16 protein-coding genes are annotated in these 24,454 nt (G+C 38.7%); 11 read left to right on the top strand and 5 right to left on the bottom strand.

The annotated features are described in order from the left end of the window. Positions 1–134: 134 nt before the first annotated feature. The gene (gene leuO / locus GWI58_RS08420) at positions 135–1,079 is read right to left on the bottom strand and encodes a transcriptional regulator LeuO (protein ID WP_004244135.1); all 945 of its coding nucleotides are present in this window, start codon (positions 1,077–1,079) and stop codon (positions 135–137) included. Between the two features lie 882 nt (positions 1,080–1,961). On the opposite strand from leuO, the gene leuA reads away from it, so the two are divergent. From leuA to mutH, 6 genes are all read left to right on the top strand, one after another. Further along, a complete protein-coding gene (leuA, locus tag GWI58_RS08410) occupies positions 1,962–3,521 on the top strand; it encodes a 2-isopropylmalate synthase (RefSeq protein ID WP_004244137.1) in 1,560 nt (519 codons plus the stop codon). Between the two features lie 5 nt (positions 3,522–3,526). Continuing rightward, positions 3,527–4,618 carry a 3-isopropylmalate dehydrogenase gene (gene leuB / locus GWI58_RS08405; protein WP_110229422.1) on the top strand — a complete coding sequence of 364 codons (1,092 nt, stop codon included), beginning with the start codon at positions 3,527–3,529 and terminating at the stop codon, positions 4,616–4,618. A 1-nt stretch (position 4,619) separates the two neighbouring features. Continuing rightward, positions 4,620–6,029: a 3-isopropylmalate dehydratase large subunit gene (gene leuC, locus GWI58_RS08400; protein WP_094959666.1), complete on the top strand. Its 1,410-nt coding sequence runs from the start codon at positions 4,620–4,622 to the stop codon at positions 6,027–6,029. An 11-nt stretch (positions 6,030–6,040) separates the two neighbouring features. Further along, on the top strand, positions 6,041–6,643 hold the full coding sequence (gene leuD, locus GWI58_RS08395; RefSeq protein ID WP_004244140.1) for a 3-isopropylmalate dehydratase small subunit: 603 nt from the start codon (positions 6,041–6,043) through the stop codon (positions 6,641–6,643). A 282-nt stretch (positions 6,644–6,925) separates the two neighbouring features. Then, positions 6,926–8,605 carry an HTH-type transcriptional regulator SgrR gene (gene sgrR / locus GWI58_RS08390; protein WP_094959665.1) on the top strand — a complete coding sequence of 560 codons (1,680 nt, stop codon included), beginning with the start codon at positions 6,926–6,928 and terminating at the stop codon, positions 8,603–8,605. 602 nt (positions 8,606–9,207) lie between these two features. Next, positions 9,208–9,885: a DNA mismatch repair endonuclease MutH gene (gene mutH, locus GWI58_RS08385; protein WP_004248572.1), complete on the top strand. Its 678-nt coding sequence runs from the start codon at positions 9,208–9,210 to the stop codon at positions 9,883–9,885. 84 nt (positions 9,886–9,969) lie between these two features. Here mutH and GWI58_RS08380 read toward each other — a convergent pair whose 3' ends face one another. The 3 genes from GWI58_RS08380 to speA form a co-directional block, all read right to left on the bottom strand. Next, positions 9,970–10,749 (bottom strand): acetoin reductase, encoded by a 780-nt coding sequence (locus tag GWI58_RS08380; RefSeq protein ID WP_004244145.1) that lies wholly within the window; start codon positions 10,747–10,749, stop codon positions 9,970–9,972. A 330-nt stretch (positions 10,750–11,079) separates the two neighbouring features. Beyond that, positions 11,080–12,000, bottom strand: a complete 921-nt coding sequence (gene speB, locus GWI58_RS08375; protein ID WP_004248574.1) for an agmatinase — start codon at positions 11,998–12,000, stop codon at positions 11,080–11,082. A 98-nt stretch (positions 12,001–12,098) separates the two neighbouring features. Next, on the bottom strand, positions 12,099–14,006 hold the full coding sequence (gene speA / locus GWI58_RS08370) for a biosynthetic arginine decarboxylase (RefSeq protein ID WP_004244147.1): 1,908 nt from the start codon (positions 14,004–14,006) through the stop codon (positions 12,099–12,101). A gap of 691 nt (positions 14,007–14,697) precedes the next feature. Between speA and metK the strand changes: the two genes are divergently transcribed. After that, complete coding sequence (metK, locus tag GWI58_RS08365) at positions 14,698–15,852, top strand: methionine adenosyltransferase (RefSeq protein WP_004244148.1); 1,155 nt, start codon at positions 14,698–14,700, stop codon at positions 15,850–15,852. Between the two features lie 170 nt (positions 15,853–16,022). On the opposite strand, the gene bcsG is transcribed toward metK, so the two are convergent. Next, a complete protein-coding gene (gene bcsG, locus GWI58_RS08360) occupies positions 16,023–17,732 on the bottom strand; it encodes a cellulose biosynthesis protein BcsG (RefSeq protein ID WP_094959664.1) in 1,710 nt (569 codons plus the stop codon). An 826-nt stretch (positions 17,733–18,558) separates the two neighbouring features. Here bcsG and bcsR point away from each other — a divergent pair. The 4 genes from bcsR to bcsB all read left to right on the top strand — a co-directional run bounded on the left by bcsR (position 18,559) and on the right by bcsB (position 24,451). Continuing rightward, complete coding sequence (gene bcsR / locus GWI58_RS08355) at positions 18,559–18,750, top strand: BcsR/BcsP family cellulose biosynthesis protein (RefSeq protein WP_004244150.1); 192 nt, start codon at positions 18,559–18,561, stop codon at positions 18,748–18,750. An 8-nt stretch (positions 18,751–18,758) separates the two neighbouring features. Then, a complete protein-coding gene (locus GWI58_RS08350; RefSeq protein WP_094959663.1) occupies positions 18,759–19,490 on the top strand; it encodes a cellulose synthase operon protein YhjQ/BcsQ in 732 nt (243 codons plus the stop codon). 5 nt (positions 19,491–19,495) lie between these two features. Then, entirely contained in the window at positions 19,496–22,093 is a 2,598-nt protein-coding gene (bcsA, locus tag GWI58_RS08345; RefSeq protein ID WP_094959662.1) for a UDP-forming cellulose synthase catalytic subunit, read from the top strand. 66 nt (positions 22,094–22,159) lie between these two features. After that, positions 22,160–24,451, top strand: coding sequence for a cellulose biosynthesis cyclic di-GMP-binding regulatory protein BcsB (gene bcsB, locus GWI58_RS08340; protein ID WP_161769078.1), 2,292 nt, complete (start codon positions 22,160–22,162; stop codon positions 24,449–24,451). Positions 24,452–24,454 lie beyond the last annotated feature (3 nt).

The following is a 24,454-nucleotide window of genomic DNA, read 5'->3' as shown; positions in this document are numbered from 1 at the left end:
CAGCTACCCAAGAGACTTATCTTTACTATTTACTATTAAAGAATATCTTTTATTGGTTATTAGCAGTAAGCTAACGTTATCTGCCACTATTTCTGCATAATTAGCATAGAGTGCTAATTATGAGTGAATCACTCTTAGTTTTGACAAACCTCACTAAGTAAATTTTTCATCCATAAATGGCCTTTATCTCGCGCCGTTGACTCATGCCAAATTAAATAGCATGGACGTTCTACCTTCTCCCAAGGTAATGATATCGCCTTAATGTTCAATTGTTCTGAATAGCTTTCAACTAACCATCTAGGCGCAATAGCGACCGAATAAGTTTTTGAGACTAGATTTAATACACTATTTAAATCAGTACCTTCATAAGTAATTAAATCTTCTAACTCTGTATTCTTATAATAAGCAGCACTAAAAGACCCCACATCTTCTAAAGAAACAATAGAATGATGCTCATTTAATAACATCTCTTCAGTAACGCTTTCTTTAATTCGTGGGTGTTGGTTAGAGACAGCCAAAACCACTTCATCATTGAATAAAGGGTGTGAATGAAACTCTGGTTTATCAAATTGTTTATAATTAATAAAGAACTCAACTTCCTGATATTTTAATTGGTGTTCAATATTACTATTCAAATAAGACTTAATATTTACATTAATATTAGGGGTTTTATTTTTTATTCTCTCTACAATTTTTGGCGCTAACTTGATATCTAATGGACTGCAAATAGATAAGCTAAACACACGATCACTTTGTTCCGGTTCAAATCCCGCCCCTGGCAATTCATTATGGACTAATTGTAATGCTTGTCGAACAGGGCCAAATAACTGTTTGGCTCTTAATGTTGGTTGAATACCTCGGCCATACCGAACAAATAACTCGTCATTAAACATGATCTTAAGACGAGAAACTGCATTACTGACTGCCGGTTGAGACATACCTAACACCTGTGCTGCTCGTGTGACATTTTGCATTTGCATAACAGCATCAAACACCGTTAATAAATTAAGATCAACATTACGTAAATGCATATCTGCTGACTCTTTATTGGTCGTTGTTGCTGATGTGTAATCCGTCATTTTTTACTCCACTATGTTATTATAATTGGCGAATTAAAACTTATTAATAATATAAAAGCATATTAATAAATTATATATCTAACCATGACTGTAACTTTTATAAAAATATTACTACTTATTATTCATCATCCATGTACATCACAAAATGTATAACACAAACACCAAAAAATAATTCATCTTTATATTAAAGAGAATAAATTGACATTTAAATTACATATTAATGAAATGATTATACCGATATATATTACAACCTGTTTTACCTTATGCCTTGCAAATAATAAAACAAAATATGATAAAAATCATAATAAAATAATAAAATCTATCACCTTACAGGACACTTTCAGAACTATTACAGTCACCACGGTAATAATTTTTATTCTTATATTCAAAATGTTGCTCAAATTTATTGATATTGTTGTTAACTACAACCGCTCATCCCCCTGATAGTTAGTTGTTCAAAAAAAAAGCAAACAATTGTTTAATTTTTTATTTCACTCCCCAAGAGCGATTATGTGAAACATTAACCTAATCAATGATTGTTTGATAGATATAATCATTACTAAAAATTTAGATATTAGTCAGAATTACTAAGAATAAAATATAATTCACACATCAAAACAAATTAAAAAATTCCAATGCTTGACATGATGATTAGTATCCGGTATCAATAAATAAACGTTATTAAGAACAAATGTAAGGATGTTTCATGTTAAACGCAATTTTACTATCAAGCCTACTACTATTCGCAACATTGATGCGCGGTCGGCTGATGGGTAAAAAATGAAACATACCTACCCTTAGAGAAAAACCCGCGCTAATCGCGGGTTTTTTTATACCTGGGAGAGCGCAAAAAACGAAATAAAAAAGTATAAGGAACAGATTATGAGCAACAATGTGATTATTTTTGACACCACATTAAGAGATGGCGAACAAGCATTGCAAGCTAGCTTAAGCGTAAAAGAGAAGTTACAAATTGCTTATGCCTTAGAACGTTTAGGTGTAGATATCATTGAAGCGGGTTTTCCTGTCTCTTCCCCTGGGGATTTTGAATCTGTACAAACCATCGCTCGAGAAATTAAAAATAGTCGCATTTGTGCGTTAGCTCGCTGTGTTGATAATGATATTGACGTTGCCGCAGAGTCATTAAACATTGCCGAGGCATTTCGTATTCATGTTTTTTTAGCCACCTCCGCTTTGCATGCTGAACATAAGTTAAAAAAATCCTTTGATGACATTATTGAAATGGGAACACGCTCAATTAAACGCGCCCGACGCTATACTGATGATGTTGAATTTTCTTGCGAAGATGCGGGGCGTACCCATATTGATAATTTATGTCGCATTGTGGAAAGTGCCATCAACGCGGGCGCAACAACCATTAATATTCCAGACACCGTAGGTTATACCACGCCTTATCAATTCGGTGGCATTATCACTAATTTATTTGAACGTGTACCTAATATTGATAAAGCGGTGATCTCCGTTCATTGCCATGATGATTTAGGTATGGCTGTTGCAAACTCTATTACCGCAGTACAAGCAGGTGCAAGACAAGTTGAAGGGACTATCAACGGCTTAGGTGAACGAGCCGGTAACTGCGCTTTAGAAGAAGTGATTATGGCGATAAAAGTACGTGAACAAATGATGAATGTACAAACGCGTATTAATCACAAAGAGATCTACCGTACCAGCCAGTTAGTCAGTCAATTATGTAATACCCCTATTCATGCCAATAAATCCATCGTTGGCTCAAATGCCTTTGCCCACTCCTCTGGTATTCACCAAGATGGCGTACTGAAAAATCGTGAAACTTACGAAATTATGACACCTGAATCAATTGGTTTAAAAGAGGTGCAATTGAACTTAACGTCTCGCTCTGGTCGAGCTGCGGTAAAACACCGTATGGAAGAGATGGGCTATCGCGAAACAGATTATAACTTAGATTCTTTATATGCCGCTTTCTTACGTTTAGCTGATAAAAAAGGTCAAGTTTTTGACTATGACTTAGAAGCATTGGCTTTTATGGGGCAACAACAACAAGAGCCTGATGAGTTTGTAATGAACTATTTTAATACTCAATCCGGCTCCTCAACAGTTGCCACGGCCAGTGTCAGCATTAGTCGTAAAAATGAAGAAATCACTGAAGCAGCAACAGGAAATGGTCCCGTTGATGCTGTCTATCAAGCTATTTCTCGTGCTACAGGTTATCCCTTAAAACTGGTGACTTATCAATTAACAGCCAAAGGTGAAGGACGAGATGCATTAGGACAAGTTGATATCGTAGTTGAATACCAAGGACGTAAATTTCATGGCATGGGATTAGAAACTGATATCGTCGGTTCATCCGCCAACGCCATGATGCATGTTATCAACAGTATTTGGCGTTCAGAGCAAGTCGAAATAGAAAAACGCAAACACCATACAACACAAGAAGCGGTTTAATCATTATGTCTAAATATTATCATATTGCAGTATTGCCCGGAGATGGCATTGGCCCTGAAGTTATGGCGCAAGCACAAAAAGTGATCGATGCGGTAAATAAACGATTTTCACTGAATATCACGACCAAAGAGTACGATATTGGTGGTATTGCTATCGATAATCATGGCACACCATTACCGGCAACCACCTTGGCTGGATGTGAGCAAGCTGATGCGATTTTATTCGGCTCTGTGGGGGGGCCTAAATGGGAGCATTTACCGGCAGATCAACAACCGGAACGTGGCGCATTATTACCTTTACGTAAACACTTTAAATTATTCTGCAATCTGCGCCCAGCTCGTTTATATAAAGGTTTAGAAGCTTATTGTCCATTGCGTGCTGATATTGCGCAACGCGGTTTTGATATTTTATGTGTCCGTGAATTAACTGGGGGGATCTATTTCGGTCAACCTAAAGGCCGTGATGGTGAAGGTCGCGAAGAGCGTGCTTTTGATACCGAGGTTTACCATCGCTATGAAATCGAACGTATTGCTCATTTTGCTTTCAAATCAGCGCAAAAACGTCGTTATAAAGTCACGTCGATTGATAAAGCCAACGTTTTACAAAGCTCTATTTTATGGCGTGAAGTCGTCACTGAGGTCGCTAAGCAATACCCTGATGTGACCTTGCAACATATGTATATCGATAATGCGACAATGCAATTAATTAAAGATCCAGCGCAATTTGATGTATTGCTGTGCTCCAATATCTTTGGCGATATTTTATCAGACGAATGCGCCATGATCACCGGCTCAATGGGCATGTTGCCCTCTGCAAGCGTAAATGAAGCACATTTTGGTTTATATGAACCCGCAGGTGGCTCTGCACCAGATATTGCCGGTAAAAATATCGCCAATCCAATAGCACAAATTTTATCAACCGCCCTATTACTGCGTTATAGCTTTAATGAAGATAAAGCAGCCCAAGCCATTGAAGACGCAATTACAAAAGTACTAGCAACAGGCTATCGCACCGCAGATTTAGCGGGAGAAGGAAACGCAATAACAACCGCAGAAATGGGTGATCATATCGCTCAGTTTATTCAAGAAGGGGCATAACATGGGTAAAACATTATATCAAAAAATTTACGATGCACATGTTGTCAGAGAAGTAGCGAATGAAACACCTATTATATATATCGATAGACATTTAGTGCATGAAGTGACTTCACCTCAAGCTTTTGATGGTTTAAGAACCAAAGGTCGTGCTGTTCGTCAACCCAACAAAACCTTTGCCACAATGGATCACAACGTTTCAACTCAAACCAAAGATATCAACGCCTGTGGTGATATGGCGCGTATTCAAATGCAAGAGTTAATGAAAAACTGTCAAGAATTTGGTGTGACCTTGTATGACTTAAATCACCCATATCAAGGAATTGTTCATGTTATGGGGCCTGAACAAGGCTTAACTTTACCAGGCATGACAATTGTTTGTGGCGACTCACATACAGCAACACATGGTGCCTTTGGCGCATTAGCTTTCGGTATTGGCACTTCTGAGGTTGAGCACGTATTAGCGACACAAACCTTAAAACAATCACGTGCTAAAACCTTAAAAATCGAAGTACAAGGCAAAACAGCCAATGGCATCACGGCAAAAGATATCGTATTGGCGATTATCGGAAAATTGGGTAGTGCGGGAGGTACGGGGTATATCATTGAATTTACGGGAGAAGCTATTGAAGCTTTGAGTATGGAAGGGCGAATGACGTTATGCAATATGGCGATAGAGATGGGGGCAAAAGCAGGCTTAGTTGCCCCTGATGAGACTACATTTGCTTACTTAAAAGGACGTCAATTTGCCCCTCAAGCCCCATTGTGGGATGAAGCTGTCGCCTATTGGAAAACGTTAAAGTCGGACGAAGATGCTATTTTTGATGCCACCGTGACGATTAATGCTGCAGAGATTGCACCACAAGTGACTTGGGGGACGAATCCGGGACAAGTGATTGCTATTGACCAAATTGTTCCGCGATTGAACAGTTTTAACGATCCTGTTGAACGAGCTAGCGCCGAAAAAGCCTTAGCTTATATGGGATTAACTGAAGGTGTTAACTTAACTGATATTAAAATAGATAAAGTTTTTATAGGCTCTTGCACTAACTCTCGTATTGAAGATTTACGCGCAGCAGCAAAGATAGCTAAAGGGCATAAAGTCGCCTCCCATGTACAGGCAATTGTTGTTCCCGGCTCAGGTCCTGTTAAAGCCCAAGCGGAAGCAGAAGGTTTAGATAAAATTTTTATTGAAGCAGGTTTTGAATGGCGTTTACCCGGCTGCTCAATGTGCTTGGCAATGAACAATGACCGATTAAATCCCGGAGAGCGTTGCGCATCGACCAGCAATCGTAATTTTGAAGGTCGCCAAGGTCGTGGTGGCAGAACTCATTTAGTCAGTCCGGCAATGGCCGCTGCTGCCGCCATTCATGGGCATTTCGCTGATATTCGCACTTTTGCAACAGTATCATAAAGGAGAACCTAATGAATAAATTCACACAACACACTGGAATTCCGGTACCTTTAGATGCTGCCAATGTGGATACTGATGCGATTATTCCCAAACAATTTTTACAAAAAGTCACTCGCACTGGGTTTGGTAAACACTTATTTCATGATTGGCGATTTTTAGATGATGAAGGCACCCAGCCTAACCCATCATTTATTTTAAATCAGTCCATCTATCAAGGTGCTTCTATTTTATTGGCGCGCGAGAATTTTGGTTGTGGATCTTCTCGCGAACATGCGCCTTGGGCGCTCACAGATTATGGCTTTCATGCGGTGATCGCGCCGAGTTTTGCTGATATTTTTTACGGCAATTCCTTTAATAACCAGTTATTGCCAATCAAATTAAGCGATGAGCAAGTTACCCAGTTATTTAATTGGGTAACAGAGCATGCTGGTATGCCTATTACCGTTGATTTAGTTGCCCAACAAGTGATCGCCGGTGAATTATGCTTCTCATTTGAAATCGATGCATTTCGCCGTCATTGCATGATTGAAGGATTAGACAGTATCGGATTAACGTTACAACACCAAGCAGAGATAAGTGCTTATGAAGCTAAACAACCTGCTTTTATGCGTTAATCACTGACTCAATTACCTTATTTCACTGTTTGTTATCTGTAAAAATTTAAACTTTGTCATTCTCGCCGCTATTTACCTCGCGGCATTTTTTTTCAGTAAAACGAACAAAAAAAGCCAGTGACCTATTATCACTGGCCGGTAATCACCGCATGCTCAAAGGGGGAGTCTGTTAGTATTCATAATTTGTGATAACTAACATAAGAGCTAACTTTAAACACAAACATTATCGGTCTAATATAAGGAAATTAAAATTGATCACTTTAATAAGGGATTTCCTCTTTTATGACATCACCCCGCTTAGAGTTGCAATTTATTCGCTTATGGCAAGCTTTTGAGGGAAAAGAGACTGAAACCACATTACAAGAGCTTGCTGAAACATTACATTGCACTCGTCGCCATGTGCGTTCGTTATTAAACAAAATGCATCAAACTGGTTGGATAGATTGGCATGCAGAAGTAGGAAGAGGAAAAAAATCCACTCTGACTTTTCACTCTAACGCCTTTGACATCCAACAAAGCCGAGCAGAGCGATTACTGGAAGAAAATGATATAGAAAAGCTCGTTGCACTGATGGGCGATAAAGGCTCATTACGGCAAATGGTGCTTTCACAGATTGAAAAAAGCTTTCACCCTAGCCAACAACGTCTACGAATAATTTACTATCGCCCTTTTCGTAATTTATTACCCGGTACTCCGCTTCGACGCTCTGAATTACATTTAATGAGCCAAATATTTAACTCATTACTTCACTTAAAAGAGGAAAATGGGGAAGTCGAAGCGGAATTAGCCCATCACTGGCAGATGCTCAGCGAGCAACATTGGCGCTTTTATTTACGCCCTGCTATCTATTTTCACCATGGACGAGAATTAACCATAGAGGATATCAGCACCTCTTTAATGAGAATGAAAGTCTGCAATCCACTTTATGCACATATTGAGAAAATAACCTCACCGCAACCTTACGTTATTGATATTTATTTAACCGTACCGGATAAACAATTTGCCACCCTATTAGGTAGCCCACAAGCAGCGATCTTGCCCCAAGAATGGCGAACTCTCGCTAATTTTTCTCAGCACCCCATTGGCACAGGGGCATACCAAGTGATAAGCAATGATCAACATAAACTGCAAATCAAAGCGTTTGATCGCTATTTTGGTTTACGCGCACTATTAGATAACATCGATATTTGGGTGGTTCCTGAATTAAAAGACAAAATGGTTTGCTCTACCCTTCATTTAACCGATGATGATACTCATAACAACTCACTGGAAAGCCGCAAAGAGGAAGGCTGTTATTTTTTACTTTACGATAGTCGCTCAACACAATGCCAACAACCTGAGATCCGCGAATGGCTTAGTAGTGTATTAACACCGGTGAATATGTTGGCCCATTGTGCGCCCTCTTATCAACGCCATTGGTCACCTGCTTATGGTTTATTGTTACACTGGCACCATAGCAAACTGATCCCACCGCATGCTAAACCCGCTTCACTCACAAAACTGACCATTACACTGTATAAAGAGCACCACGAATACAGCACTATTGCTGAACTGATCAAAAAAATCTTATCTGACTATAATATCGAATTATCTATTCAATTGCTTGATTATGAACAGTGGTATTATGGTGATGCAAAGAGTGATATCTGGTTAGCTACCGTCAATTTCTATAAACCGCTCGAGTTTTCTATTTTTGCAGCACTTTATGAACTGCCTCTATTTCACCAGTGCATGGGTAAACGTTATGAAGATGCCCTAGCCTTATGGCGTCAAAAAGTATTACCGCTTGAAGAGTGGTGTCGCCAATTAACACAAAATAATTGGCTTTTCCCGTTATTTCACCATTTACTTGAATTACAAGGGCAACGTACGATACGCGGTGTAAAAATGAATACCTTTGGTTGGTTTGATTTTAAATCGGCATGGTTTATACCTGATTTAGAAACGCCCCCATTAAAATAGCGTTTTCACTTATAATTATGTTAATTCACAGAAACACGCAAAGTTATAAACACCAACAGTAAGGTCTAGGGGATTTATTCACTTTTTCTGTGGATATCTATGTGAAAAAGAGTGAGATAATCAGGGTATAGTTTTTATATTAGCGTACAGGCTGTTGAAGCATTTTTTAAAATATCACTTATAATTCAAATTAGTAGATAAGTTTTTATCCCTATTTCAACGATTGGATAAACCAATGAATAAAGTCCAATGGTTAAATTGTACGAAAAACAACCATAGTCGGTTTTATCCACAGGTTGTGCCGATTAGTTAATCGAAATAGGCAGATTTTGGGGAATATCGGCAAAAGTCAAGGCTGTAAATCAGAACAGTGATCTCACTTTTGCGGAGTTATCCCACAAAGCTGTGGATAACCTAGTGCAAAAGCCTGTTTATGATCTAAGGATAACCCTGAACAACTTATATCATTTATTATTAAAACCTCGATTCACATAAAAAAATGATGATATATCATGCTATTATGTTTTAACTTAAATCAGTGAAAAAACATTTTCCATCATCCTTTTTTTCTGTTTATTTATTGTACAGGAAGACAGTTATTTATGTTTACGCCACCAGCAGCACCTGAAAATGAATCCGTTTTACTCGCACGAGCACAAGCGCTGGCTGGTTATACCTTCGGTGAACTCGCTGCTTTTGCACAGCTTCCTATTCCTGAAAATTTAAAGCGTGATAAAGGTTGGGTTGGTATGCTATTGGAATACTATTTAGGTGCCAGTGCCGGCAGTAAACCTGAACAAGATTTTTCTCATATCGGTGTTGAGCTAAAAACCATCCCTATCGACCGTTTTGGTATGCCATTAGAAACCACCTTTGTTTGTGTAGCCGCACTTACAGGAAACAGTGGGATCACATGGGAGAATAGCCATGTAAAACGCAAGCTGTCAAAAGTATTATGGGTACCTGTAGAGGGAGAACGGGAGATCCCATTAGCACAGCGTAGAGTCGCTTCCCCGCTACTTTGGAGCCCCAATCATCTTGAAGAAGAGCTACTGCGTCACGATTGGGAAGAGTTAATGGATATGATTGTCTTAGGAAAAGTAGAAAGCATTACTGCGCGTCACGGACAAGTATTACAAATTCGCCCTAAGGCTGCTAACAGTAAGGCATTAACCGAAGCCATTGGTGAAAATGGACAACGCATCATGACACTTCCCCGTGGTTTTTATTTAAAAAAGAACTTTACAGCGCCACTGATTGCTCGTTATTTCCAACTTTAATGCGTTACAGTAAACAAAATGCCCCGAGTTATCTTAGTGAATAACTCGGGGCACAAATAACAATTATGATTAATTAATCAATAATTAACGATAGACAATACCGCCATCGGTTAAGATAGCTTGGCCCGTAATATAGTCGGAATCATCACTTGCCAAGAAGGAAACTAACGCAGCTACGTCATCAGGAGTTTGAGCACGACCTAGAGCAATACCGTCCACATATTTTTTATAGGTCTCACCTTTTGGTGCTCCAGTAATTTCAGCAAAACGCTCGTCAATCTCAACCCACATATCAGTGCCAACAATGCCCGGGCAATAAGCATTAACAGTGATGCCTGCGCTTGCATACTCTTTAGCTGCCGCTTGTGTTAATGCACGTACTGCAAATTTAGTGGCAGAATAAACCCCTAACATGGCAAAACCATCGTGCCCAGCAATAGAAGATGCATTAATAATCTTCCCTTTATGGCCTAATGCTTTAAATTTCTCAGAAGCGGCCTGAATACCCCACATCACACCATTAACGTTAATTTTGAAGATCCGATCCATATCTTCCGGGGTCACATCTGCAAGAGGTTTCACCTGTGCAATACCTGCGTTATTGATCATAACATCAAAACCGCCTAAGGTTTTTTCAGCATGTTCAACTGCCGCAAAGACTTCATCACGGTTGCTAATATCTGCAGCAAAGGTCGTTACTTTACGCCCTAAAGCTTCAATTTCTTTTGCTACATCGGATAATTTATCTGCTTTTAAGTCAACCAGAGCAATATCGGCACCCTCTTTAGCAAGACGTAATGCGATACCACGACCAATTCCCTGAGCAGCACCTGTAACTAAAATTACTTTACCATTCAAAGCCATTGTCTTTCTCCTGAATATTTACAGATGAAAAAGCTCTTCCAAAAAAGAACTTCATTAATAATTTAACAGTAGCAATTAAAGTGCGATGTGACAAAGAAATGATTATTCACTAATAAACACAATAAGTAGAATAGAATATAGTGAAAATAATTATCATTTAGAATAACAAGTTACCAAAAGGCCATCATCTGTTGCAAAAGAGCAGATGATCTTTTTTACTCATTAGCTTTATAGTTAGCAAAAAATGCTTAACTCATTCATTTAATGGATAAAAATAAGGCAATATCTAAATAGATATTGCCTTGACGTTATTTATGACAAAAAAAGTAATTATTTTTTAGCCGCTTGCAGATATAGCATATCAAGTGCAATGGTTGCTCCGGCAAGGGCGGTAATATCTGATTGATCATACGCTGGCGATACTTCAACTAAGTCCATGCCTACAATATTTAACGGCTGTAGAGCACGTAGCATTTTCAGCGCCTTATCCGTGGTTAATCCACCCACAACCGGTGTTCCTGTACCCGGTGCAAATGCAGGATCAAGGCAATCAATATCAAAAGTCAAATAAACAGGAAGTGAACCCACAATCTCTTTAATTTGCGCGACTAAATCATCAACGCCACGATCATTAACTTGTGCAGCATCCAAGACAGTAAAGCCGTTATTAGTGTCATGCTCGGTACGAATACCAATTTGCACTGAATGCTGTGGATCAATCAAACCTTCATTAGGAGCATGATAGAACATCGTACCGTGATCAAACTTACTGCCATTAGCATAAGTATCGGTATGAGCATCAAAATGCACCAAGGCCATTTTGCCAAAGTGTTTAGCGTGAGCACGTAATAGCGGTAATGTCACAAAGTGATCACCACCAAAGGTTAAACATCTTTTACCTGCTGCTAGCAATTTTTCCGTATGAGCTTGTAGCTTATCACTCATATCTTGTGCATCACCGAAGTTAAATACTAAATCACCACAATCAACAACTTTGAGGCGTTCACGCATATCGAAGTGCCAAGGCCAGCGATGTCCTTCCCACGCTAAGTTAGTCGAAATCTGGCGAATAGCGCCGGGTCCATGGCGAGTACCTGCACGACCTGAAGTTGCCATATCAAAAGGCACCCCAGTGATCACCCAATCAGCATCACTGCTATAAGGTTGAAAATTCAGTGGAAAACGTAAAAAACCAAATGCATTTGAGATCAAAGAATTATCAGTCTCATTACCTAACGTACAATTTTTCATGCCATTACCTCTGTTACTTATTTTAACAAGCAACATATAAATCAATATGATAGATAAAGAGTGATGTATCAACACCACTCTGCATTAGGAAGTAAGCATTACTCCTCTTCTTCCAGATAGGTATAACCGTATAAGCCACTTTCAAATTCAGTTAGGAACTGCTCTTGGAGTGCTTTATCTAACTGTGCATTTTTCACTTGAGTACGGAAGCGCTCCAACAATACCGCAGGATTAAGTTTTACATATTGAAGCATATCCGCAACGGTATCACCCTCTTCACTCAACTGATAAGTAAGATTACCTTTCTCATCAAGATAAACATCAACGGCTGCTGTATCACCAAATAAGTTATGCATATTACCAAGAATTTCCTGATACGCCCCCACCATAAAGAAGCCAATCATTGGTGGATATTCAGGATCATAAGCTGGCATTGGCATCGTGGTTTCGACCCCATCACCATCGACATAATGATCGATAATACCATCTGAATCACAAGTGATATCTAGCAATACAGCACGGCGATCGAGCGGTTTATCTAAACCTTCAATTGGCAATACAGGGAATAATTGATCAATTCCCCAAGCATCAGGCAATGACTGGAACAGTGAAAAGTTGACATAGAACTTATCTGACATACGCTCTTGCAGTTCATCAATAATCGGGCGATGGGCTCGATTACTTGGATCTAAATCATATTGAATATGACGACAGATATTCAGATATAACTCTTCCGCCCATGCACGCTCTGTCAGACTTAACATACCGTGTACATATTGAGTATGGACATCATGTAAATCTAGTTGACTATCATGCAGCCATTCACGCAATGAACGGCTATTCCCTTTGGTTTGCATCTCTTCCCATGTTTCCCAAAGGCTTGCGATAGGTCTTGGTGCATCTTCGGCCGGTGGTGTGATTGCAGTAAATTCGTTACGTTCAACACCAATAACATTGGAAATAAGCACCGTATGATGCGCAGTTAATGCTCGACCTGATTCTGTAATAACGGTTGGATGAGGTAATTCATTTTCATCACAAGCATCACCAATTGCCCAAATCACGTTATTAGCGTATTCATTAAGGCCATAGTTAACCGAGCAATCAGATTGTGAGCGCGTACCTTCATAATCAACGCCCAAGCCACCACCAACATCAAAATACTGAATATTGACCCCTAATTTATGTAACTCAACATAAAAACGGGCTGATTCACGCACACCTGTCGCAATATCACGGATATTAGCCATCTGTGATCCAAGGTGAAAATGCAATAACTGCAAACTATCTAAACGACCAGCTTGGCGTAGCGTATCAATAAGTTGTAGTACTTGTGTTGCAGCAAGGCCAAATTTAGATTTTTCCCCCCCACTGGCTTGCCATTTACCTGAGCCTTGAGAAGCAAGGCGAGCACGAACCCCTAAGCGGGGGATCACTTCTAAACGTTCGGCTTCTTCAAGTACCATTTTTATCTCAGACATTTTTTCAATGACCAAGAACACTTTATGACCGAGCTTTTCCCCTGTAAGGGCTAAACGAATATATTCGCGATCTTTGTAACCATTACAAACAATCACCGAACTGGTCATGTTGGCATGAGCAAGCACTGCCATTAATTCAGCTTTAGAGCCAGCTTCTAATCCTAATGGCTCTCCAGCATTAATTAGCGATTCAATCACACGACGCTGTTGATTGACTTTAATTGGATAAACTAAAAAGTAATCCCCTTTGTAGCCATAAGACTCACGTGCACGATGAAAAGCAGCATTAATTGAGCGCAAACGGTGCTGTAAAATTTGTGGAAAACAAAACAGCGCAGGAAGGCGTAAATGTGAATGCTCTTCTTGTACTTGCTTAACTAATTCTGTTAAATCCAGCGTTGCTTCAGGCACATCAGGATTTGGGCAAACACTAATATTGCCGCGATTATTCGCGCAGTAGTATCCTCCCCCCCAATATGTGATGTTATAAGTCTGTTGCATCTTACGAGCGATGTTATCATTCATGACATTCTCCTTAGGGAGTATGAGTTTATACCTTGCCTGTCACTATAGTAGTCAATAATTTCATGGCTAGCTGAAATGACCGATAAATAACAGTTAGAAGTAATGACTCACTATATATTTTTGTATGATTATCCAGCCTAACGCAGGATATAGTAGTAGAAAGCGATGAAGTTAACCGACTAATAGTTAACACAATCACCTATTGGCAAGTAACAGACAACTTCGCTCTAAAGAAAAAGAGCTCAAAGAGGAAATCACTCTAGACATACTACGGGTATAGTATTGGCGAGTACTGTTTTGGTTTTTGAAAAGAATAACCAGTAGACAATGGATCATTACCCATTCACTCCACACATGGCTTAACCTTATAAGCCATTTCCCTAACAGAGAAACAGGATCAGCAATCCTGCGGTTTACACTGTGATTCAGTTTTCACAGTAACGGCGAGGTTATACCTGTAGTTGAATCAAAATGCAAAAACAAAATAGATAAATCGCTTTTTTTTATTATTTTTCTTTTTGCTCACTTGAAAAATTGTGTCACACAAAAAATGATATCAACTATTGGATGCGAGTTTATCCCTATATTTGATTAAAAAAAGCTGGAATTAAAGAGAAAACAGTCCTAAAATGGACGTCTAGATGTTAAAACATCCATCCTTAGACCATCTGTATTAAGGTAACGAGATATAATGACTACACACCTTTTTACTTCTGAATCAGTATCAGAAGGTCATCCAGACAAAATTGCGGATCAAATTTCTGATGCCGTATTGGATGCAATTTTAGAACAAGATCCAAAAGCACGTGTTGCCTGTGAAACTTACGTTAAAACAGGCATGGTGATGGTAGGCGGAGAAATTACCACCAAAGCTTGGGTTGATATCGAAGAAATCACACGTAAAACAGTACGTGAGATCGGTTATACCAGTTCAGATATGGGCTTTGATGCTAATTCCTGCGCCGTTATCAGTGCGATTGGTAAACAATCCCCAGATATCAACCAAGGTGTTGACCGCGCAGATCCCCTTGAACAAGGTGCCGGCGACCAAGGCTTAATGTTTGGTTATGCCACTAATGAAACTGACGTTCTGATGCCAGCGCCTATTACTTATGCTCACCGCTTAGTCCAGCGCCAAGCTCAAGTACGTAAAAATGGCACACTACCATGGTTACGTCCAGATGCCAAAAGTCAGATCACTTTCCAATACGACAATAACAACATTGTTGGTATTGATGCCGTGGTTTTATCAACTCAGCATGCTGAAGATATTTCACAAAAAGACTTACATGAAGCGGTAATGGAAGAGATCATTAAACCTATTCTGCCAACAGAATGGTTAAATGAACAAACCAAATATTTCATTAACCCAACAGGTCGTTTTGTTATCGGTGGCCCAATGGGCGACTGTGGATTAACAGGTCGTAAGATCATTGTTGATACTTATGGTGGTATGGCACGCCACGGCGGTGGGGCATTCTCTGGTAAAGATCCTTCCAAAGTTGACCGTTCTGCGGCTTATGCTGCACGTTATGTTGCAAAAAATATTGTTGCTGCGGGCTTAGCTGATCGCTGTGAAATTCAAGTGTCTTACGCTATCGGTGTTGCAGAGCCAACATCTATTATGGTCGAAACATTTGGTACTGAAAAAATCCCTACCTCACAACTGATCTTATTAGTACGTGAGTTCTTTGATTTACGCCCTTATGGCTTAATTCAAATGCTGGATTTACTGCATCCGATCTACCAAAAAACAGCAGCATACGGTCATTTTGGTCGTGCTGAATTCCCTTGGGAAGCAACAGATAAAGCTGAGATTTTACGTGAAGCTGCGGGTTTAAAATAAATTTCCCTTGTTTCATAGCAAACTCATTAAACCACATCTTTTAGGTGTGGTTTTTTTTATTCCTGAAATTTATCTCTTTGTTAACCATAAAAAAAACCCCGCTATAATAACGGGGAACTCAAAGTGAGTAAGCGAGAACAGGGAGTTATGATGAAACAAGTAAATCAATCTCAATCAGGATAGTGTATCCACTCTCCTCCATTCAGTTTGATATAAGATTTTCCTTGGTAATCAACCACAATAGTATTTTGATTTTCTGATACCGTCGCGGTTTGTGGTAATTCACGGGTTAAGTCATTCCAATCAATGGTAGATTGATTAAAGATATCGCCATTCACATTACGGAGAATAAAATCGGATAACGCTAAATAACTACTTGGTTTATCGATCATCATAGGCGTATGAGATAAACTTTGATTTTTAAGTCCAGTAAAACGAATACCGACAGGAACTGTAGTAATACTTTGGCTTGGAATATCCCGCAGCCCGGACATCTGGGTCTTATCACCTTGTAGTGCAGCTCCATGTTCAGGAACAATCACTACCATCACTCTTCTGCCACGTTTATCAAGGGTATTAATAAAAGCATTTAAGTTATCGAGTAGCGCTGAGGCTCTTTTACCATAATCGGCTGTTGTATTTTCACCAACGAACCTATTACCATCATGAAGCGATACTAAATTGACAAAACTCACCGTCCGTTTTTCATCTGATTTTTCACGCGCCTTTAACCAACGCTCTAAGGTCTCTTTGTCGTTATAGATTTTAGAGCCATCAAAAGCGGTAATTTGATGAGAGAGCCCGCGTTGATCTTGCAACGGCACATTAAGATTACCTAACTCTCTAATTTCTTGAAGATAATGACCAAACTCGCCATTATGATCGAGCACCAATTTCTTCTCAAAACCTAAAGCAGCCAGATTATCCATCAATAGGCATTGCATATCGGCAGGATCATACAAATCAGCGTGTTGCGTTTGACCACAACTGGCTCTTAATAAACGTAATGACGCGGGACCACTATAAGAAGCGACACTATTAAAGCGATTAAATAACACATCAAAGTTGCCCCAAATAGGATGTTGCTGCAATCCGACGGCTGCTGCATCAGCAGTAGAGAGTGAACAAATATTAATAATTAAAATATCAAAGGGTTGTGCATTAGAAGAAAGTTGGGCTGGAGCCGGTGTGACCCGTTTATTTTCATAACGATAAAACTGAGCGAGCCATTCATCTAGCACTTTATTATTAGCTGGCTGTTTTTGTGGCGGATAAGGTGAGCTCAGTACGTTATTATTTTGCGCTATCACCTGTTCAGACGATACTCTCTCTGTGTTTTGTGGCTGCAACTTATCTATCGATGTACTGCTTTGCTCAGTAAAACTATTCGCAGAGACGGAAGAAACCATTGCACCTGAAAAGTGAGTAAATCCGTTAATATTAAGCCACAATACACCCGCGATAATAAACACCGACACCCTTACCCACTGTTCAATAAAGAGATACCCTACGAGTAAGATAAAGGCCACCCCGATCATCTTTAAGTTAATAAAGTTGACAGCTAATTCAACAAGGTACTCAAATGAGAAATTTTTTAACTGCCCTCCTTGCTCTAGTACCGTAGCAAAGCTGGGTAACCAAGTATCATGGTAGAACAGCATAATACCAATAGGGATTGCTATCCAATTACGTAATCTATACCAAAACGTTTTTGGTAATGGGAATAATAGAAATGCCAGAAACAACAAATTGCTAAATGCATCAAATTTTAAATAACCATACCAAAGTAAAACAAACTTGAGTAAAAAATAGAAATTCCAGGCGCCCAACCCATGCCAGTAATGTAAAAAACTGAACCGAGTTGTTTTAGTCTTGTTCATTTTAATTACCTACTTATTCGTATCTATATAATATCCGACATTGATATGAATATTCATATTTGCCTTTTTATACTTCTTATTTTTATAAATAACTATAAAGTTAACTCTTAATAGAATATTCCCCCATCAATTAGTAAAACTACTTATATGTAAAAGAAAAAGTACATAAAATAAATTACTGACAAATAAATATAAGCGATCAACTTAAAAATAATTAAGTTGATTAATAAACAAAACGCCACTTTATATTTATATAATAGACATAAATTTTATAGTTGTGTTGTTATTTTAAAAAATAAATAGCAACACAGAGTTATCTTATTTTCTTATATCCAAAACCAAACAAAATAATCACAAATAGATCGGTTAAATTAACACGTGCATTACAAAACAAACACCATAAGAACATAAAGCTAAAAAACAAAATAAAAACAACAACAAACAGATGATTTAACTAATTTAACGGTATTTTACTTGATAAAAATCAAATCTTTTTTGATCATCTAAAAAAGACTATCTTAGAATTTGTTATAAATAGGTAATTTACAATTATCTTATATTTCGTTTTTTTGACTAATAATGGTTTATTTATTATTTAAATGAATTTATTGAGAATATTATCATTGTCAAAGAGGGTTATTATTTATTCCCAATGGAATTTAAATTCGCATATTTAATTTATGTATTTATACGTAATTGAAATAACTATTTTTAAGGCATATCCTTAAATAAAGAATATTAATATTTTATTTAACACTTACCCCTTCTCTAGCTAAGAAAAATAAAATTATAGGTTAAGAACTTATTTTTACATGAGGGTTAAAAAATGGAAAATAAAAAATTTATTCGCTCGGAGATAAAAAGAGAAAAAGAGAGTACAAACCAAGATATAAATAAATTAAAGAAATTATTTTCAATAAACAACTATCACTATAGAGATATTAATAACGAAGAAAATCAACATAGCCTTATTTATCGTTGGCCATTACTCAACACATTTAATTCAATAACTAAATGAGAAAAACTATGCCACTAATTGTATTAAAAGGGCTCAGAGGTGGAGTAGGAACCACCTCAATAACCGTTGCACTGGCTCGCCAATTTCATCACCATAAATACAATGTCATTGTTATCGATAACTGTGTGAATAATATCTTACATTTTTATTTTCCAGAAAAACCACAAGGCACCACATTAGGACAAGCACTACTCGCGCATACCCCAATAGAACAAGCGATTTGTGATTATCAAAACGGTTATCAAATTTTACCTTTTGGAGTCGTTAATTCAGAAGATAAATTGCACTTGCAAGCATCTGCCACTGCCAACCAACATCTACAGCATTTTTTTACCGCTTTTACTCAACAATACCCAGACACTTTAATTTTTCTCGATTTACAACCAGAGCACGATACCCTTTTTAAATCATGGGTTGCGAAAGCCAATATCGTGTTAACTGTTACCACACCTGAAAGTAACTGCCATATTCGGCTTAACCAACATGCCTTTGCTGCCAATGAGTATATTCTGGTGAATCAATTTTGTGCTACCAGCAAAATTCATCAAGATTTTTATCAATTTTGGCAAGACAGCCAGTTTCCTTTCTGTCCAATAAAACTTCATCGCGATGAAGCATTATTAGAAGCCTGTGCTTCACGCTTACCTTTATATGATTACCGCGCTAATTGCATGTTAGTTGAAGAAATAAATCAACTTCTGCAATGGTGTTTGCCTTTATTGTTAAACAAAAAAGGATAGCCACAATGTCAGCCATCGATTATCCAGAGAAAAAAGCACCCCGCACGATAAGGCAACAACCTACTGCGCAGTCGCATATATTAACCCGTTATTATAAATTTTACCGTCATAATGGGGCATCATTCAGTGCGGCTATCGTGAATGAGTTTTTCTGGGTATTAATGTGGCTCTTTTTGCGTATGGAATCCCCTTTTTGGCAAAAAATAGCACGAAAACAGCAACAGTTATTTCCTCATATTAATCCGCGTCGCCCTAAATTATGTGATCCGATCCGATACTTATTACAAAGTATTTGGCTTATTTGCCATTATTTGATGCTCACCTTGGTGAAAAAACCAATTCAATTTATTGTCTATATTAGACAGTATTATCAAAATCTCTTTGCTCGCTTATCTCCTGTTGCGCGAGATATGATCCATCATAAGAAAACAAACACGCCACTATGGCAATACGCTCTATTATCGCTCGTTGCTGTTTTTGCCATTTTTATTATCTTATTAAGTATTACTCAACCTTTTGATTTAAAACTACAATTTGTTTTTGTTCTCGTGATTTGGCTGATAGCCTTAGCTATCCGCGATATCCCTGGACGACTGTCTTCTATTACCATTATTATTTTATCGCTGACTATTGCTTGCCGATATATTTGGTGGCGCTATCAATACACACTCTACTGGGTGGATAATCTGAGCCTTTTCTTTGGGATCTTACTATTACTGGCTGAAACCTATGCATGGATTGTGTTATTTCTTAGTTTTATGCAATGTATTTGGCCACTCCATCGACAACCTATTTCAATGCCTCAAGATACAACACAATGGCCTACTGTCGATATTTTTATTCCCACATATAACGAAGCGCTACAAGTTGTAAAACCAACACTTTATGCCTGTTTAAACATTGATTGGCCTAAAGATAAATTAACTATCTATTTATTAGATGATGGCTCTCGCCCTGAGTTTGCGGCTTTTGCTAAAGAAATTGGTATTCAATATATCACTCGTGAAAAACATGATTTTGCCAAAGCCGGTAATATCAACCATGCATTGAGCAAAGCCTGCGGAGAATATGTGGCTATTTTTGACTGTGACCATATTCCGACACGTTCATTCTTACAATTTACTATGGGCTGGTTCCTAAAAGACGAAAAAATGGCATTGGTACAAACACCACACCACTTTTTCTCTCCTGATCCCTTTGAACGTAATTTAGGCAATTTCCGCGAAACACCGAATGAAGGCACGCTTTTTTATGGATTAGTGCAAGATGGTAATGATACTTGGAATGCGGCTTTTTTCTGTGGCTCTTGTGCTGTATTACGTCGTTGTGCTTTGGATGAAATTGGCGGGCTGGCAGTTGAAACTGTGACCGAAGACGCACATACCTCATTACGCTTACATCGTCATGGTTGGACTTCTGCTTATATTCGTATACCTCTTGCCGCAGGATTAGCAACAGGATCACTTTCAGCACATATTGGCCAACGCATACGTTGGGCAAAAGGAATGATACAAATATTTCGTTTAGATAACCCGCTCTTTGGCAAAGGGCTGACACTGCCACAGCGCTTTTGTTACCTCAATGCCATGTTGCACTTTTTATCAGGCATACCAAGGATGATCTTCTTATTAGCACCACTAACGTTCCTTATCTTTCATGCCTATATTATTTACGCCCCCGCCATCGCTATCGCTTTGTATGTCGTGCCTTATTTATTACACATTTGGTTAGCCGCGACCAAATTACAAGGTCCTTATCGCCACTCATTTTGGGGAGAGATTTATGAAACGATTTTAGCTTGGTACACCACTCGCCCCGTATTAAGCACCCTATTCTCACCTTATAAAGGTAAATTTAATGTCACAGAGAAAGGGGCAATTATGAAGAAAAGTTTTGTCGATTGGCAAATTAATCGCCCCTATATTCTGTTTCTTAATCTTAATTTGTTAGGAATTCTATTTGCTTTCTGGCGTATCGCAACAGGCGATCCCGATGAAAGGTTAGCCGTACTCATGTGCTTAGTTTGGGTATGCTATAACTTAGTATTACTAGGTGTTGCCATTGCTGTTTCTGTAGAAGCAAAGCAAGAGCGACAGTTCCCACGGGTACGTCTAAGAGTACCCGCAATGCTATTACTCCAAGACGGTTCGCTTTATTCTTGTCAGCTCAATGACTTCTCTGATAATGGCTGTGCCATTGTATTACCAGATAATTTTACAGTTCCCTTATCTTGTCACCAAGAGATCACCGTTATTCTCAAACAAAATCAGCGTGAATATGCTTTTGAAGCACGTATTTTACGGATTGATAATCGCATTATTGGCTTACAACTGCTTAATATGGATACACAAAAATCCATTGATTTTACCGCCTGTACTTTTGAACGAGCCGACACTTGGGCTAATTGGCAACACGCTCTCCCTGCCGATAATCCACTGAATAGTTTAAGAAATATCATTTATATCAGTATGCGGGGCTATAACACCTTACTTAAACGCGCCCCGTATCTTGTTTACCTCTTATTTCGTTTATTAGGGCAGTGTTTATTGTGGCTATTATCGCTACTTCCACGACGTGTCAATGTTTCACAAATATTTCATTAATCTTAACGGTAAAACTCAGCTTTTTGGGAATTTATTAATGAACAATAAGATCTATGGGTAATAATAATGAAAAAATATTTTCTACTATTCGCCTTACTTATGCTTTCCGGTTTAGCTTATAGTGATGACGAAAAAGAAACGCCCACGGTTGTAACAGAACAACCCTCGGTAACAGTTGAACAAGAGGATGTCACTTTAGCATCACCAGATCCTATAGTCCCATCTCGCCAAGAAACGCTACTATTTGCAACAACAGCGCCCTCTTATGGCGCGCTGAAATTGCAAGGCTCTAGCCCTGATGGTTATCTAGAATTTGGTGTTCGTAGTGATGAATATGTTTCACAGGCAATATTAGATCTAGAGTTTACCCCCTCGCCTTCATTACTGCCTATAGAATCACATCTTAATATCTATTTAAATGATGAAATCATGGGCGTGATCCCCCTGAAAAAAGAAGATCTCGGCCATAAAAACCACATTACATTACCGCTCGATCCACGGTTTATTCAAGATTTTAATCATTTAAAATTTACTTTTATCGGCCATTACCGAGAAATTTGTGAAAACCAAGCCAATACCACCTTATGGCTTGATATCAGCAAAAATAGCCAACTGCATCTCACCTATCAATCATTGAAATTGAGTAACGAATTAGCCAATTTCCCCGAGCCTTTCTTTGATAGTCGCGATTTTGGTACTTTTACCTTACCTATGGTGTTTAGCCAATCCCCTAATCTTACCCAACAAAAAGCGGCGGGAATACTCGCTTCTTGGTTTGGTACACAAGTCGATTGGCGCCAGCAACACTATCCTGTGTATTACAATCAGTTGCCCAATCAACACAGCATTGTATTTGCCACTAATAAACAGCGCCCCGACTTTCTTAATACACATGCCAATGTCAATGCTCCCACCATTGAATTAGTCTCACACCCAACGGATCCTTATGTAAAACTGCTGTTAGTAATGGGTCGCGATGACAATGACTTAATTACCGCCGTCAATGGTATTGCCCGGGGACAAGTTATTTTTAGAGGGGATACCGTCACCATTAATGATGTCAATCTATTGGCACCACGTGAGCCTTATGATGCACCTAAGTGGGTACAATTAAATAAACCAATCTACTTTAATACCTTGCAAGATTATCAAGGTCAGTTGCAATCTCGTGGACTAGAGCCTGCTCCCATCACACTCAATATGACCTTACCTCCTGATTTATTTATGTTTAATAATACAGGACTACAGATGCAATTGCGTTATCGTTATACCGCTCCGGCATTTCAAGATGATTCTCGTATGTCGATTTCAGTCAACGATCACTTTATCAAAGCCTACCCTTTAGAGAGAGATAAAAAAGAGAACTTTATTGTGGCTTATCTACCGTTAATTCAAGGTTGGATCGAAAACAAAAATCTCCTCAATATCCCCGCGGTAAAATTAGGTGAACGTAATCAGATCCGTTTCTCTTTTGACTATACAAATCCGATCCCCGGAGGCTCCGTTGATCAATGTATTACTTATCACCCAGTCCCTAACACGGTAGCATTAGATGAATTATCAAGCTTTAATTTTACTGGTAACTATCGCCACTATATTGCTCTACCTGATTTGCGTGTTTATAGTCATGCTGGGTTCCCATTTAGCCGTTATGCAGATTTGTCAGAAACTCTTATTTATGTCAACCAATCCCCTTCACCTGAGCAATTAACAACGTTATTGATATCATTAGGTAACATTGGTGCACAAACTGGCTATCCCGCGTTAAATGTCTCTTTAACTGCATCATTAGAGGAATTATCAAAACAAGAAGCTGATTTATTATTAATCGGGACAATTCCCCCAGCACTCAATAATGATAAACAGATGAATGTCTTGATTGATAAAGCACGTAGCGAAATTACACTGCCATCACGTGAAATCACCATTTTTAGTCATACCAATTATCAAGATCTAGATAAGCGCCCAGATAGCAGAACATCTTTAACATCAACCGGATCACTCGGCACTATTATTGGTTTTCAATCTCCGTTCTTTTCACAGCGTAGTGTCGTGGCGCTATTAGCCGATAGTCCCCAAGGTTATCGATTATTAAATGAAGCGATAAGTGATAGTGGTAAACGTGATGCAATGCATGGCTCTGTAGTATTAGTCAGAGAGTCTGGTGTCCATAGTTTACGTGTTGGTGATACCTATTTCGTCGGTTATTTACCTTGGTGGGAAGAAGTTTGGTATGTTTTTGCTTCGCATCCTATTTGGCTAGGGTTAGCTGCCATTGTCGGTATTGTGCTTATTTCTCTTCTTATTTGGCGAGCAATGAAAATAAGAAGCCAACGTCGTCTTGCGGATAAGGAGTAAGTT

Origin of the sequence: Proteus sp. G2674, assembly GCF_009915195.1 — a bacterium.
Lineage (GTDB): Bacteria > Pseudomonadota > Gammaproteobacteria > Enterobacterales > Enterobacteriaceae > Proteus > Proteus mirabilis.
Note: the sequence above shows the minus strand (reverse complement) of the source record. Positions and strands in the feature narration are given on the sequence as shown.